Origin of the sequence: Luteibacter rhizovicinus DSM 16549 (assembly GCF_001887595.1) — a bacterium.
Classification (GTDB): Bacteria; Pseudomonadota; Gammaproteobacteria; order Xanthomonadales; family Rhodanobacteraceae; genus Luteibacter; species Luteibacter rhizovicinus.
The window spans coordinates 2,275,756-2,290,140 of the sequence record NZ_CP017480.1 but is presented as its reverse complement, the minus strand read 5'-3'; the positions used below and the strand labels follow the sequence as shown (position 1 = coordinate 2,290,140).

The window sequence follows — 14,385 nt, the reverse complement described above, 5'->3', positions numbered from 1 at the left end:
ACGCGGGTGTCGGTGGGTTACTTCTTCTTCGGAATATAAAGATCCGTGATCGTGCCCTCGTACACCTCGGCCGCCATGCCGACGGATTCGCCGAGCGTGGGGTGCGGGTGCACGGTGCGGCCGATGTCGCCGGCTTCGGCGCCCATTTCGATGGCGAGCGCGAGTTCGGAGATGAGGTCGCCGGCGTGGACGCCGACGATGCCCGCGCCGACGATGCGGTGGGTCTCTTCATCGAACAGGAGCTTGGTGAAGCCTTCGGTGCGGTCGATGCCGATGGCGCGGCCGGAGGCTGCCCAGGGGAACTTGCCGACGCCGATCTTCAGGCCCTTTTCCTTCGCTTCGCGCTCGGTCACGCCGACCCAGGCGATTTCCGGATCGGTGTACGCCACCGACGGAATCACACGTGCATCGAAGAAGCTCTTCTCGCCGGCTGCCGCTTCCGCGGCGACCTTGGCTTCGTGCGTGGCCTTGTGCGCCAGCATGGGCTGGCCGACGAGGTCGCCGATGGCGAAGATGTGCTTGACGTTGGTGCGCATCTGGCGATCGACCGGAATGAAGCCGCGATCGGTCACTTCGACGCCCGCCTTGTCGGCGCCGACCTTGTTGCCGTTCGGCGAGCGGCCGACGGAAACGAGCACGCGGTCGAATACCTTGGTCTCGGGGATGCTCTCGCCTTCGAAGGTGACTTCGATGCCGGCCTTGGTGGCTTTCGCCTCGACGACCTTGGTCTTGAGGTGGATGCCCTTGTAACGCTTGGCGATACGCGCCTGCAGCGGCTTGACCAGGTCGAGATCGGCGCCCGGCATGAGCTGGTCGGCGAGTTCGACGACCGTGACCTCGGAGCCGAGACGCGCGTACACCGTGGCCATTTCCAGGCCGATGATGCCGCCGCCGACGACGAGCATCGTCTTCGGCACGTCACGCAGTTCGAGCGCGCCGGTGGAGTCGATCACGCGCTCGTCGTCCCAGGGGAACGACGGCAGCTTCACCGACTGCGAGCCCGCCGCGATGATCGCGTTCTGGAAGCGGATGAGCTTGGTGCCCTCGGCCGTCTGGACTTCCATTTCGTTGGGCGAAATGAAGGTGCCGACGCCGGTGACGGTGCGGACCTTGCGCGCCTTCGCCATCTGGGCGAGGCCGCCGGTGAGCTTGCCGACGACCTTCTCCTTGAACGAGCGCAGCTTGTCCAGGTCGATCGTGGGCTTGCCGAAGGTGATGCCGTGCGCGGCGATGGCTTCCGCCTCGTCGATCACGGCCGCGGCGTGCAGCAAGGCCTTCGACGGAATGCAGCCGACGTTGAGGCAGACGCCACCGAGGATCGCGTAGCGCTCGACCAGGACGGTATCCAGGCCGATGTCCGCGCCACGGAATGCCGCCGTGTAGCCGCCCGGGCCGGAGCCGAGGACGACGAGCTGGCACTCGATGTCGGCCTTGCGGCCGGAGTCGGCGGCGGCCTTGGGGGCGGCCGACGTGGCGACCGGGGCGGGAGCCGGGGCTTCCGACACGGTCGTCGAGGGCGTGGCAGGCGTCGAAGCGGCAGACGCAGACGCCGGCTTCGCAGCGGCCGGAGCCGCCTTGTCGCCAGCGGACTTCTCGGCCGACGCCGAAGCGCCAGCCTCGGCTTCGATCAGCGCGATCACGCTGCCGTCGTTGAGTTCGTCGCCGATCTTGACCTTGATCTCGACGATCGTGCCGGCCTGCGAGGCCGGGATATCCATCGTGGCCTTGTCGGATTCGAGCGTCAGCAGGCTCTGGTCCTTGGCGACGGTGTCGCCCACCTTCACCAGGATCTCGATGACCGGCACATCGTGCGAGCCGCCGAGGTCCGGGACTTTCAGTTCAATCGTGTTTGCCATGGCGATGCGCCCCCGTCAGAGCAGCAGGCGACGGATGTCGCCGAGCTGGGTGGCGAGGAACACGGCGAAGCGTGCGGCGAGCGCACCGTCGATGACCCGGTGGTCGTACGACAGCGACAGCGGCAGGATCAGGCGCGGCGCGAATTCCTTGCCGTTCCAGACCGGCTTCATCGCCGCCTTGGAGACGCCGAGGATCGCGACTTCCGGCGCGTTGACGATCGGCGTGAACGCCGTGCCACCGATACCGCCGAGCGAGGAGATCGAGAAGCAACCGCCCTGCATGTCGGCTGCGGTGAGCTTCTTGTCGCGCGCCTTCTTCGAGATCTCGCTCAGTTCGGCGGCGAGTTCGAGCAGGCCCTTCTTGTCCGCATCGCGGATGACCGGGACGACGAGGCCGTCCGGCGTATCCACGGCGATACCGACGTTGAAGTATTTCTTCAGCGTAAGCGTTTCACCGGCAGCGTCGAGCGAGGCGTTGAACTGCGGGAATTTCTTCAGCGCAGCGACGACGGCCTTGATCTGGAAGACCAGCGGCGAGACCTTGACGTCCTTGTTCTCCTCGCCGAGCTTCTTGCGGAAGGCTTCCAGCTCGGTGATGTCGGCGTCTTCGAACTGCGTGACGTGCGGGATCATCGCCCAGTTGCGGGCGAGGTTCGCGGCGGAGATTTTCGGAATGCGGCCGAGCGGCTTTTCTTCCACTTCGCCGAACTTCGAGAAGTCGATCTTCGGCCACGGCAGGAGGCTGAGACCGCCACCAGCGGCAACACTGCCACCGGCGGACGTCGACACGCCCGAGGTCATGACCTGCTTGACGTAACCGGAGATGTCTTCGCGCTGGATGCGACCACCGCGACCGCTGCCCTTGACCTGGGCCACGTCCACGCCGAGCTCGCGAGCGAACGCGCGGATGGCGGGGCTGGCGTAAGGCGCGTTGCCCGGCATGATGACGCTGGCGTCGAAGGACACCGGCGGCGTGCGTGGAGCACCACCGACTGGCGCTTCGGTCGCAGCGGCAGGCGCGGGAGCGGCGTCGCGCTTCGGCGCGTCGGCCTGGGCGGCGGCCGGCTTTTCCGCGGCGGGAGCCGGCGACGCGTCGGCGGCGTCGCCACCCTCGCCTTCCAGCACGGCGATCAGGTCGCCGTCGTTGACCTCGTCACCGACCTTGACCTTCAGTTCCTTGATCACGCCGGCGGCCGGCGCGGGAATGTCCATCGTGGCCTTGTCGGACTCGAGCGTCATCAGGCTCTGGTCCTTGGTGACGGTGTCGCCGACCTTGACCATGAGCTCGATGATCGGCACCGGCTTGCCGCCGATGTCGGGCACGGTGACGTTGACCGGGCCGGAGGACTTCGACGCGGACGCGGCCTTGGCGGCAGCAGGAGCCGGCGCTGGTGCGGCGGCCTGGGGCGCGGCGGCCTTCGGGGCCTCGGCCTTGGGCGCTTCCGCCTTCGCTGCGGCGGCGGCCGGGGCGTCGCCCTCGGCTTCGACCAGGGCGATCACGTGGCCTTCGTCGACTTCATCGCCGACCTTGACCTTCAGTTCCTTGATGACGCCCGCAAACGGCGCCGGCACTTCCATCGTGGCCTTGTCGGATTCGAGCGTCACCAGGCTCTGGTCTTTCTCGACGCGATCGCCGACCTTGACCATGATTTCAATGACGGGGACCGCGCTGCCACCGATATCGGGGACACGGGCTTCTTTGACGTCGGCCATAGGAACTCCTGGAGCAGGCGTCGGCGGGCGGCAAACCCACCGGCGGGGGAAGGACGGGCGCCGCTGGACGGCGCAACCGGTCGATTGTAATCCCTCAGGCGACGTTTCCCACGATTCAAACGGTTGTTTGCCAGTATTTCAGCTAGAACCAAACCCGCTAGCGCCCCGCTACCCCTGTGGGAGCCGATTCATCGGCGATGCTCTCGCCCCTGTGGGAGCCGATTCATCGGCGATCGGGCGCTGGCGATGACCTGGCCCGCTGCCGCGGGATCGCCGCTGAAGCGGCTCCCACAATCGCCGCTAAAGCGGCTCCCACAGAAATTGGCTCCTACAGAAATCGGTTCTTACAGGGGCGCGGGATCCTGCGCTGCCGGCGCACGCACCAGGCGGATCTCGCTCTGCGGGTATGGGATGGTGATGCCGGCCTCGTCGAAACGCTCCTTGATGCTGCGGATCAACGTCGTCTGCGTTTCCCAGAGATCACCGGTAGCGGTCCAGCCGCGGATGACCAGGTTCACGCTGGAATCGCCGAGCGCCTCGGTCCACACGCCCGGCGCCGGATCCTTGAGGATGCGCGCATCGGCGGCGAACAGGTCCCGCACCGTCTGCATCGCCTTGCCGATGTCGTCGTTGTAGCCGATGCCGACCTTGATCTCGAAACGCCGCGTGCCGCGAACGTTGAAGTTGATGATCGCCTCGCCGCCAACCTTGGCATTCGGCAGGACCGCCTGGCGATTGTCCGGTGTGATCAGGTAGGTGTGCATGAGGTTGATGCTCTGCACGTCGCCTTCGACGCCACCGATGGTGACGTGGTCGCCGACGCGGAACGGGCGAAACAGGATCAGCAGCACACCCCAGGCAAGATTGGACAGCGAGCTGTTGAGGGCCAGGCCGATGGCGAGGCCGGCGGCGCCGATCGCCGCGATGAACGAGGCCGTCGGAATGCCGGCCATGCCAAGCACCTGGATCAGCAGCAACGCGATAAGGATGCCGTAGATGATGTTGCGCAGGAACATCGCCAGCGTCAGATCGACACGGGCGCGCTCCAGGGCACGGCGACCGAGGTTGGCGACGCGTGCAGCGATCCAGAAGCCGATCAACAGCAGCAACAACGCCAGGCCGATGCGAATGGAATACGTGACGATCAAGGCACGCGTGGCGGCGTGGATGCCGATCTGGTCGAGGAAATCGTTCATGGGCTATGCCTCCTGCGTTTTTTGTTCGGCAGTGAGGCTAGCACCCATCGCCGCTGAAGCGGCTCCCACAAAAAGACAGGTCAAAAAAAAGCCCGCCAGTGGCGGGCTTTTTCTTTACGGGGTGGTGGCAGCCGGAGGGCTCTGCGGCACCTGCGCGGTTTGCGGGCTGTCGATCTTGCGACCGCCGTACGGAAGGACCTGCGCGGCGACCTTCGGGTCCGCCTTGATCAGCGAAACCTCGTCACCGACGATGTGGGCGGCTTCCTCGAGCGGCGTGTCCTTGGCCTTCTTCGCATCGGCTTCCGCCTTGATTTCGGTCTTCAGGCTGCGCTCGTTCGCGTTGAGGCCGTCGTCGCCGTTGTTGGCGTCGTCAGCGGCATCGGCCGCGCCGCCGGCGCTGCCGAAGATCGCCTTACGACGATTGCGGAAGTCGGTCTGCAGCGCGTCGTACTGCTTGCGCTCGGCCTGCCGTGCGGCGAAGTTCAACGAGATGTCGGTCTTGTCGCGGAGCTTCTTGTACTCGGCCATTTCGTCGAGCATGAGCTTCCATGCCGGCGAGTTGGCGACGCGCGCTTCGTGCTTGGCATTGAGCGGACCGAAGATCGGCTTGAGGTCGGCGACCGGCTTGTAGTCGGCCGGATCGATGTGACGCCACGGCAGTGCGTTGTCGTAGGTGGACTCGCCGAATTCCTTCGCATCACCGTTCTGCGGGAACATGACGTCCGGCGTGACACCGCGCAGCTGCGTGCTGTCGCCGTTGATGCGGATGAATTCGGCGATGGTCATCTTGAGCTCGCCGTACTTGGCGGTCTCGCCGGTGACGGACTTGCCGAACTTGTCGAGGTCGACCAGGTTCTGCACGGTGCCCTTGCCGAAGGTCGGCTCGCCGATGATGACGCCGCGGCCGTAATCCTGGATCGCCGCCGCGAAGATCTCCGAGGCCGAGGCCGAACCACGATTGACCAGCACGGCCATCGGACCGTCCCACGACATGCCCGGAGCGTCGTCGCCCTGCGCGTCGATCTGGCCACGGGCGTCACGCACCTGCACGACCGGACCGGTATCGATGAACAGACCGGTGAGCTCGGTGGCTTCGGACAGCGAGCCACCGCCGTTGTTGCGCAGATCGATGACGACACCCTCGACCTTCTGTGCCTTGAGCTCGGTGAGGAGCTTGGCGACGTCGCGGGTGGCGCTCTTGAAGTTGGTGTCGCCGGCGCGGCGCGCACCGAAGTCCTGGTAGAACGTGGGCAGGTCGATCACGCCGATCTTGCGCGTGACATCGCCGTCCTTCACGTCGATGACCTTGGACTTGGCGGCCTGCTCTTCCATCGTGACCTTCTTGCGGACCAGGGTCACGATGTCGTGCTTGCCGTCCACGCCGGCGTCGGCCGGAAGGATCTCGATGCGGACCGTGGTGTCCTTCTTGCCGCGGATGAGCTTGACCACGTCGTCCTGGCGCCAGCCGACCACGTCGACCATGGGACCGGTTTCACCCTGGCCGATGGCGACGATGCGATCGCCCGCCTTCATCTTGCCCGACTTGATCGCCGGGCCACCCGGAACGAGTTCGCGGATGGTGGTGTAGTCGTCGCGCGCCTGCAGCACCGCGCCGATACCTTCCAGCGACAGGCGCATGGCGATGTCGAAGGCGTCGGCGGCGCGGGGACCGAGGTAGTCGGTGTGCGGGTCGGTGGAGTTGGCGTACGCGGTCATGAAGGCCTGCGTCGCGTCTTCGTCGTCGAGCTGGCGCACGCGGCTGATGTACGTCGCGTAGCGCTTGTCGAGCGTCTTGCGGATGTCGTCGTCGCTCTTGCCGGCGAGCTTCAGGCGCAGCCAGTCGTTCATGGTGCGCTTGCGCCAGACGTCGTCGAGTTCGGCCTGGTTCTTCGGGATCGCGGCTTTCTTGCGGTCGAAGTTGAAGCTTTCGTTGCTGCTGAAGTCGAAGCCCTTCTTCAGCAGGCCACGCGCGTAGTTCATGCGATCCACGGCGCGCGTGATGTAGAGGTTGAACACCGAGAACGGACCGGTGAGGTCCTGGTTCCAGATCGCGTCGTCGAACTGCGTCTTCAGCGGCGCGAACTTGTCCATGTCTTCCTGGGTGAAGAAGACTTTCTCGCTATCGAGCGCGTCGAAGTAGGCCTTGTAGATCTTGGCCGACATGGCGTCGTCGAGCGGCTGGGCCTGGTAATGGAAGCGCGTGAGGAAGCGCGCCGACAGCTGCGAGGCCTGGGCCTCGGCGGCGGTCGGCTTCAACGGCAGGCTCGACTCCTTGCGCTGCGGCTCCGGCGAGGTCGCTGCTTCGGACGCATCCTTGGGCTGCGGCGTCGCGGCCTTCGTCGCCGGCGCGGCCGCACCCGGCTGCTGCGGGGCGGCTGTCTGTGCCTGGGCACCCGCGGCGGAAAGGGCCAGCAGGAGGGCGAACGCGGGGCGAAGGGTCATGTAGTCGAAGCCTCGGATTGCTTTGGGGCGTTTATTCGACGACGCCGGCGGCGTGAGCCATCAGGTCGGCATGGTAGGAGGATCGCACCAACGGGCCGGAAGCGACATGGCCGAAGCCCATCTCTTCACCGGCGACGCGCAGCGCCTCGAATTCGTCCGGCGTCCAGTAACGGACCACCGGGTGGTGATGCGCCGTCGGCTGCAGGTACTGGCCGATGGTGATCATGTCGACGTCATGGTTACGTAGATCGCGCATGGTCTCGAGCACCTGATCCATCGTCTCGCCCAGGCCGAGCATGATGCCGGACTTGGTCGGGACCTCGGGATGCTGGGCCTTGAACCGTTTGAGCAGGTCCAGCGACCACTGGTAGTCGGCGCCCGGACGGACTTCGCGATACAGGTGCGGCACCGTCTCGAGGTTGTGGTTGAAGACGTCCGGCGGGAAGTCCTTCATGACTTCCAGCGCGCGCTCCATGCGGCCCTTGCCACGGAAGTCCGGGGTGAGGATCTCGATGCGGATGTTCGGGCTGGCGTGACGCACCGCGCGGATGCACGAGGCGAAATGCTCGGCACCGCCGTCGCGCAGGTCGTCGCGGTCCACCGAGGTGATCACCACGTACTTCAGGCGCATGTCGCGGATGGTCTCGGCCAGGCGTGCCGGCTCGAGCGGATCCGGCGGCTGCGGCCGGCCGTGGGCCACGTCGCAGAACGAGCAGCGGCGGGTGCAGACCTCGCCAAGGATCATGAACGTCGCGGTGCCCTTGGAGAAGCACTCATGGATGTTCGGGCAGGACGCTTCTTCGCAGACCGTGACCAGCGAGTTCTCGCGCAGGCGCGCCTTCAGCTGCTGCACGGCGTTGCCCTGGGGCAGGCGCACGCGGATCCAGCTGGGCTTGCGCAGCACGGGCACGTCGGTATCGAAGTTCGCGCGGTTGAGCGCGATCTTGTCGTTACCAAGCATCTTCTCGCCCGGCTTGTCGACGACGGCGATGGGGATGCTGCGGGAGGGGGAAGTGGAGGTTTGGCTCATAACGGCTACGACCTCAGACCGCAATGCGGGTCGGGAGTTCGGGGAGGGAGGGTTCGGCTGACACGGCGTGGAAGCCAAACTGCTTGCAGAATTCCTGTACCAGGACGTCTTCCACGTCAGCCAACCGCGACGGACCGCCTAAGTCTAACACCTGGGTGACCTCCAAACCCTTGTACCCGCAGGGATTGATGCGGTGATAGGGCTCGAGGTCCATGTCCACGTTGAAGGCCAGCCCGTGGAAGCTGCAGCCCCGGCGGATGCGCAGCCCGAGGGCTGCGACCTTGGCACCCGCCACGTAGACGCCCGGGGCGCCCTCGAGGCGTTCGGCGCCGATATTCCACTCGCCCATGGTGTCGATGATGGCCTGCTCGATCCGGTTGACCAGCTCGCGCACGCCAACGCCGACGCGGCGCAGGTCGATCATCGGGTAGGCCACGATCTGGCCGGGACCGTGGTAGGTCACCTGGCCGCCGCGATCCACGCGGACCACGGGGATGTCCCCCGCCGCCAGCACATGCTCTTCCTTGCCCGCCTGGCCCAGGGTGAACACCGGGTCGTGCTCCAGCAGCCACAGCTCGTCGACGGTGTCGTCGGTGCGGTTGTCGGTGAAGGCGCTCATGGCCTTCCAGGTGGATTCGTAGGGGACGCGCCCCAGCCGGCGGACGTTGAGGGGGAGGGTCATCGGGATCGGGTCGGAGGGGATGTCGAGAAGTTGTGGGCGCAGGCCAAGCGATACAAGGCTGGCGGGGCCGCTCTTTGTAGGAGCCGCTTCAGCGGCGATCCGGCGGCAGCCGGCCGGGCTGCTGCGAGCACCCAATCGCCGATGAATCGGCTCCTACCAAGCGCAGGCCGTCACATCGTGAAGCGGATGTTCTCGTCGGCGCGCAGCGTGCTGTGCGCCTCCAGGTACTTCTCACGGCTCGGTGCGACGAAGCTCACGGTGACCGACTGGTAGTTACCGGCCGGGGTGAGCTTGGTCGTCAGGGTCTCGTGGAGCACTTCCAGGCCGATGGCATGGAGCAGCGCCGGGACGTGCTTGTCGAGGCCGGCCGTGGCGCTGCCGATGGCCGTGATCTCGAACTCGCCCGGGAACTGGAAGCCCTTGCCGTCTTTCTGCGCATCGCTGAAGTCGATCTCACGCATCGTGCCGTCCTCTTACTTCTTGTCGCTGTCGCTGTGGAACCACAGCATGATCGTGTCCCAAAGGCGCGAGAAGAAACCGCCTTCCGGTGCATCGTTCAGGGCCACCAGGGGCGTGGTGAGCACCGGCTGACCGTCGAGCGTCACGCGCAGCGTGCCGACCTGCTGGCCCTTCTTGAAGGGAGCGATCAGCGTGGCCGGGATGTCGAGGTTGGCCTTGAGCTTGTCGTAGTCGCCACGCTTGACCGAGACCAGCGCGTCTTCGGCGACACCGAGCGGGATGGTGTTCTCGGCGCCCTTCCACAGCTTCGGCGTGGCCAGCGGCTTGTTGGCTTCGTAGAGCTTGTGCGATTCGTAGAAGCGGAAACCGTAGTTGAGCAGCGCCAGCGCGGCATCGGCGCGGCCCTTCTCGCTGTTGGCGCCCATGATGATGGCGATCATGCGGGCATCGCCCTGCTTGGCCGAGGCAGCCAGGCAGTAGCCGGCGGCGGCGGTGTGGCCGGTCTTGATGCCGTCGACGGTGTTGTCGCGCCACAGCAGCAGGTTACGGTTGTGCTGCTTGATGCCGTTCCACTCGAACTCCTTCACGGCCGAGATCGCGTAATCCTCGGGGAAGTCGTGGATCAGCGCGCGCGACAGGATCGCGATGTCGCGGGCGGTCGTGTAGTGGTTGGCGACCGGGTAACCCGAGGCGTTCTGGAACTGCGAATGCGTCATGCCGATCTGCTTGGCATACGCGTTCATCAGGTTGGCGAACGCCGGCTCGGAGCCCGCGGTGTGCTCGGCCAGCGCGATGGCGGCGTCGTTACCGGACTGGATGATCATGCCGTACAGCAGGTCTTTCAGCGGCACCTGGCTGTTGAGCTTGAGGAAGCTGGTCGAGCCGTCGGTGCTCGCACCGCCGCCGCGCCACGCGTTCTCGCTGATCGTGACCGGGTCGGAATTGTGGATCTTGCCGTTGCCCAGCTCGGCCGAGACGACGTAGTCGGTCATGATCTTGGTGATCGAGGCCGGCTCCAGCTGCACGTCCGGATCCTTCGAGGCGATGATCTGCCCGGTGTTGTAATCCATCAGCACCCAGCTCTTGCCTTCCACGTCCGGCGGCGGCGGCACCGGCGCTTCGGGAACGACCGGGCGCGGAACGGGTGCGGGATGCGGCGGAGTCTGCTGCGCCACGGTGACGCCGGCGACGAGCGCAGCGGCGGCGAAAGCGAACAGGGAGCGAGGGAAGAGCTTCATCGTTTCAGCGATCCAGTCAAAGCAACAAAAAAGAAGGTCAGTCTACCGCGACCGACGGCCGGGGCAGGCCCATGCCGGAGATCTGGTCGGTCACGCGGTCGGCCGTGTCGACATCGGCCAGGGGGCCAACGCGCACACGGCGCACGCTACGACCGGCGACAGCGGTCTCGATAACACTGACAGGGCCCAGACCCGCTTTGTTCAGCTGGTCGGCCACGCGGTTGGCGTTCGCCACGTCGGAAAACGCGCCGACCTGGAGGTAAATCGTGGGTTTGCCGGGCACCGAGGCGATGGTAGGGCCCTGGGCTGGCGTGCTGAGGCGCGGGGTCTGGCCATTGCCTGACGGCGTGCCTGAGGATGAGGGTGCCGGCACCGATCCTGCCTTCTGACCCGGCAACGGCGGCAAGGCTTCGGCGGCGGAGACTCCAGTCATGCCGGGCACCGGACCGTCATCACCCTCGCCGTCGGCCGCCGCGCCCGCGGGGGCGCTCGCCACCTGGTTGCTACCGCCCTGCACGCCCGCATTCGGCGTGGCGCGGACCGGAACGCTGCCGACCGGCGCCGAGATGGCGGCGCTCGGCGCGCGCGACCCGGAGGTCATCACCGGTGCGGTGGAAACAGCGCCCGCCGTGGCGAATCGCGACGCGGTCGACGGCGACGACGTAGCCATGTCCGGCGTCGGCGCGGTACGTGCCGATGGCGGCGCCGCCGCATAGGCCGGGCGTGACGGCGGCACCGGGGCGGTGACCGGTGCCGGCTTCGGCGCGGTATTCACGTAAGGCGCACCGCGATCGCTGTTCGCTTCGCTCGGATCGATCGCGCGCACTTCGACCAGACCCGTGCCCTTCGGCCACACGCCCAGCTTCACCGCTGCCGCGAAGGACAGGTCGATGATGCGGTTCTCGTGGAAGGGCCCGCGATCGTTGACGCGGACGATGACGCTCTTGCCATTCTCGAGGTTGGTGACACGCGCATAGCTCGGCAGCGGCAGCGTTTTATGCGCCGCGGAGAACTGGTACATGTCGTATTCCTCGAGGCTCGAGGTCTTGTAGCCGTGGAATTTGTTGCCGTAGAACGAGGCGATGCCGCGCTCCACGTAGCCGCGCGGCGTGGGCAGCACGTTGTAGGTCTGGCCGAGCACCGAATACGGGCTCTTGTTGCCGTAGAGAGCGCGCGGCTCGACCTTCGGCACCGGCTCCGGGAGCTTGCTGACATCCGGAATCTCGGTGGGCACGCTGTCCGAGCTGGAGCGATAGCGCGACGATTGCGACTTGCTGATGTCGTCGCGGCCGCCACTGCTGCCGCGCGAGGACGACGACGAGCCGCTGCTGCCGCGCGATGAGGGGCGGGAGTTTTTCGAGCCGCCGCAGGCGGTGAGGACAAGGGCGACCAGGAGGATGACAATGAGGCGAGTCGCGAGCACCCATCGCTGCTGAAGCAGCTCCCACAACGAGCGGGAAGGCCCGGTGGATCGGGCGGTTTGTGGGAGCCGGCTATGCCGGCGATCCCTGCGAAGCGAGACGCTCCCCGCGCCGGCGAGCCCCCCGTTTCGCCCGTTCATCGCGCGGCGGGCCCGTGCGTGCGTTCGCGGATCGCCTGGGCCAGCTGGTTCACGGCCATGGCGTACATCGGGCTGCGGTTGTACGTGGTGATGACGTAGAAATTCTGGAAGACGAACCAGTATTCGGGGCCGGCCGGCCCGTCGAGGCGCACCAGCTGCGCGTCACGCCCCGGATTCAGGTGCTGCAAGGGCGCGAAGCCCTCGGCGACAAAGGACTCCACCGGCGCCACGGGGCGCCAGTCCTTCGGCACGTCCGGATCGCGGACGCGGGCATCCGGCTGGGCCCGCACGGCGAGCGGACCGCCGGTTTCCCAACCGTGCTCGGAGAAATAATTGGCCACGCTGGCGAAGATGTCGCCCATCGAGCCCTTCATGTCGATCTTGCCGTCGCCGTCGTAGTCCACGCCCCAGTCGCGGATCGACGAGGGCATGAACTGGCCCCAGCCCTGCGCACCCGCGTAGGAGCCGGTGAGCGTGTCCAGTGGTCCGGCGAGATGGTTCGGCGGCAGTTCCAGCAGCGTTTTCAGCTGCTCGCGGAAGAACGGCGCGCGCTTGGGGTAGTAGAAGGCGAGCGTGGTCAGCGCATCGAGCACCTTGTACTTGCCGGTGTTCTTTCCGTAGAAGGTTTCCACGCCGACGATGGCGACGATGTATTCGGGCGGCACGCCGTACTTCTTGCCGATGGCGTCGAGCAGGGCGCGATGCGTCTGGTAGAAGTCCGCGCCCGCCTGGATGCGCTGCTCGGTCAGGAAGATCGGCCGGTAATCCCGCCACGGCTTGCCTTCCGCCGGGCGGTTCATCGCGTCGATGATGGACTGCTGCATCTTCGCGCCGTCGAGGATCGCGTTCAGCGAGGCCTTGCTTTTGCCCGTGTCCTTCGCCACTTCACGCACGAGCTGTTCCTGGCCCGGATGGGTTTCAGCGAACACCGCGGAGGCGAACATCAGGGGGAAGGCGATCATCGCGCCAGCGAGGCGCGGGGATAAACGTGCGATTCGTGCGCGGCGCGCGGTAAGAACTTCATCCATGCGCCGAAGCGTAGCACGCAGGAATGGCGTCACAGGGCCGCGCGTCGGGAAGCGTTCAGGCATCAATCGTGGAGCTTGCGATTGGCGTGGATCGACATGAGCACGCCGAAGCCCGTGAGCAGCGACACCGCGGACGTGCCGCCGTAACTGATCAGCGGCATCGGCACGCCCACCACCGGCAGGATGCCCGCGACCATGCCGCCGTTCACCGCCACGTAGACGAAGAAGCTCATGCCGATGGCGCCGGCGAGCAGGCGCGAGTAGGTGTCGCGCGCGTTCATCGCGATCCACAGGCAACGGCCGATGATGAAGGCGTAGAGCAGCATGATCGCGATGACACCGACCAGGCCGAACTCTTCCGAGAACACGGCGAAGATGAAGTCGGTGGTGTGCTCGGGCAGGAATTCCAGCCGCGACTGCGTGCCGTGCTGCCAGCCCTTGCCGAACACGCCACCGGAGCCCACCGCGATCTTCGACTGGATGATGTGCCAGCCGTTGCCCAAGGGATCCGATTCGGGGTCGAGCAACGTGCGCACGCGGTTGCGCTGGTATTCGTGGAGGAACTGCCAGGCGACCGGAATCGCCGCGCCCGCGCCGCCGACGAGCAGGCCGATACGCCACCAGGCCATGCCGGAGAGGAACAGCGCGAAGGCGCCTGCCCCCGCGACCAGCAAGGCGGTGCCGAGGTCGGGCTGCTCGGCGATCAGTCCGGCGGGCACCGCGATCATCAGGCCGACCACGATGATGTCCTTCCAGCCCGGCGGCAGCTGCCGCGGATGCAGGTACCAGGCAACCATCATCGGCATGGTGAGCTTGAGCAGCTCGGAGGGCTGGAAGCGCATGAAGCCCAGATCCAGCCAGCGATAGGCGCCACGGCCCTCGCCCAGCGCCGCGACGACGACGAGCAACGCCGTGCTGCCCATGTAGAGCCACGGCGTCCACGAGCGCAGCACGGGTGGCGGGATACGCGAGATCACCACCAGCAACACGGCGCCGAGCACGAAGCGCGCCGCCTGCCCGCCGACCAGGGAGAGGTTGGCGTTGCCAGCGCTGTAAAGCGTCGCAAGGCCCGCGCAGGCAAGCAGGAACAGCGCCAGCAGCAGGGGCAGATCGAGGCGCGGCCGCGTGAGCAGGCGCAGGCCGAAGCGTTTGAGGCGGACGGTGAGGTTGGCGAACATGG

Annotated in this window: 11 protein-coding genes; all 11 read right to left on the bottom strand. The window is 66.4% G+C overall.

Annotated elements, in window-relative coordinates; genetic code table 11:
- Nucleotides 1–17: 17 nt before the first annotated feature.
- The 11 genes from lpdA to rodA all read right to left on the bottom strand — a co-directional run bounded on the left by lpdA (nucleotide 18) and on the right by rodA (nucleotide 14,383).
- On the bottom strand, nucleotides 18–1,856 hold the full coding sequence (lpdA, locus tag BJI69_RS10260) for a dihydrolipoyl dehydrogenase (RefSeq protein WP_046967889.1): 1,839 nt from the start codon (nucleotides 1,854–1,856) through the stop codon (nucleotides 18–20).
- Between the two features lie 15 nt (nucleotides 1,857–1,871).
- Nucleotides 1,872–3,569: a dihydrolipoyllysine-residue acetyltransferase gene (gene aceF, locus BJI69_RS10255; RefSeq protein ID WP_046967888.1), complete on the bottom strand. Its 1,698-nt coding sequence runs from the start codon at nucleotides 3,567–3,569 to the stop codon at nucleotides 1,872–1,874.
- 344 nt (nucleotides 3,570–3,913) lie between these two features.
- The gene (locus tag BJI69_RS10250; protein WP_046967887.1) at nucleotides 3,914–4,765 is read right to left on the bottom strand and encodes a mechanosensitive ion channel family protein; all 852 of its coding nucleotides are present in this window, start codon (nucleotides 4,763–4,765) and stop codon (nucleotides 3,914–3,916) included.
- A 114-nt stretch (nucleotides 4,766–4,879) separates the two neighbouring features.
- On the bottom strand, nucleotides 4,880–7,207 hold the full coding sequence (locus BJI69_RS10245) for a carboxy terminal-processing peptidase (RefSeq protein ID WP_046967886.1): 2,328 nt from the start codon (nucleotides 7,205–7,207) through the stop codon (nucleotides 4,880–4,882).
- Between the two features lie 31 nt (nucleotides 7,208–7,238).
- Entirely contained in the window at nucleotides 7,239–8,237 is a 999-nt protein-coding gene (gene lipA / locus BJI69_RS10240) for a lipoyl synthase (RefSeq protein WP_046967885.1), read from the bottom strand.
- 13 nt (nucleotides 8,238–8,250) lie between these two features.
- Nucleotides 8,251–8,919 (bottom strand): lipoyl(octanoyl) transferase LipB, encoded by a 669-nt coding sequence (gene lipB / locus BJI69_RS10235; protein ID WP_046967884.1) that lies wholly within the window; start codon nucleotides 8,917–8,919, stop codon nucleotides 8,251–8,253.
- Between the two features lie 170 nt (nucleotides 8,920–9,089).
- On the bottom strand, nucleotides 9,090–9,380 hold the full coding sequence (locus BJI69_RS10230) for a DUF493 family protein (RefSeq protein ID WP_046967883.1): 291 nt from the start codon (nucleotides 9,378–9,380) through the stop codon (nucleotides 9,090–9,092).
- A gap of 12 nt (nucleotides 9,381–9,392) precedes the next feature.
- Nucleotides 9,393–10,616: a D-alanyl-D-alanine carboxypeptidase family protein gene (locus tag BJI69_RS10225; RefSeq protein ID WP_046967882.1), complete on the bottom strand. Its 1,224-nt coding sequence runs from the start codon at nucleotides 10,614–10,616 to the stop codon at nucleotides 9,393–9,395.
- Between the two features lie 37 nt (nucleotides 10,617–10,653).
- Nucleotides 10,654–12,039, bottom strand: coding sequence for a septal ring lytic transglycosylase RlpA family protein (locus tag BJI69_RS23150; protein WP_046967913.1), 1,386 nt, complete (start codon nucleotides 12,037–12,039; stop codon nucleotides 10,654–10,656).
- Nucleotides 12,040–12,173: 134 nt separating this feature from the next.
- Nucleotides 12,174–13,205: a lytic murein transglycosylase B gene (mltB, locus tag BJI69_RS10210; protein WP_425476873.1), complete on the bottom strand. Its 1,032-nt coding sequence runs from the start codon at nucleotides 13,203–13,205 to the stop codon at nucleotides 12,174–12,176.
- 62 nt (nucleotides 13,206–13,267) lie between these two features.
- A complete protein-coding gene (rodA, locus tag BJI69_RS10205) occupies nucleotides 13,268–14,383 on the bottom strand; it encodes a rod shape-determining protein RodA (RefSeq protein ID WP_046967880.1) in 1,116 nt (371 codons plus the stop codon).
- Between the last annotated feature and the right edge of the window lie 2 nt (nucleotides 14,384–14,385).

Bases quoted from the DNA above. Each gene is read 5' to 3' on its own strand.
- lpdA (WP_046967889.1), bottom strand. From the start codon at position 1,856: ATGGCAAACACGATTGAACTGAAAGTCCCGGACCTCGGCGGCTCGCAC.
- lipA (WP_046967885.1), bottom strand. From the start codon at position 8,237: ATGAGCCAAACCTCCACTTCCCCCTCCCGCAGCATCCCCATCGCCGTC.
- BJI69_RS10250 (WP_046967887.1), bottom strand. From the start codon at position 4,765: ATGAACGATTTCCTCGACCAGATCGGCATCCACGCCGCCACGCGTGCC.
- BJI69_RS10230 (WP_046967883.1), bottom strand. From the start codon at position 9,380: ATGCGTGAGATCGACTTCAGCGATGCGCAGAAAGACGGCAAGGGCTTC.
- BJI69_RS10225 (WP_046967882.1), bottom strand. From the start codon at position 10,616: ATGAAGCTCTTCCCTCGCTCCCTGTTCGCTTTCGCCGCCGCTGCGCTC.
- BJI69_RS10245 (WP_046967886.1), bottom strand. From the start codon at position 7,207: ATGACCCTTCGCCCCGCGTTCGCCCTCCTGCTGGCCCTTTCCGCCGCG.
- mltB (WP_425476873.1), bottom strand. From the start codon at position 13,205: ATGGATGAAGTTCTTACCGCGCGCCGCGCACGAATCGCACGTTTATCC.
- lipB (WP_046967884.1), bottom strand. From the start codon at position 8,919: ATGACCCTCCCCCTCAACGTCCGCCGGCTGGGGCGCGTCCCCTACGAA.
- rodA (WP_046967880.1), bottom strand. From the start codon at position 14,383: ATGTTCGCCAACCTCACCGTCCGCCTCAAACGCTTCGGCCTGCGCCTG.
- aceF (WP_046967888.1), bottom strand. From the start codon at position 3,569: ATGGCCGACGTCAAAGAAGCCCGTGTCCCCGATATCGGTGGCAGCGCG.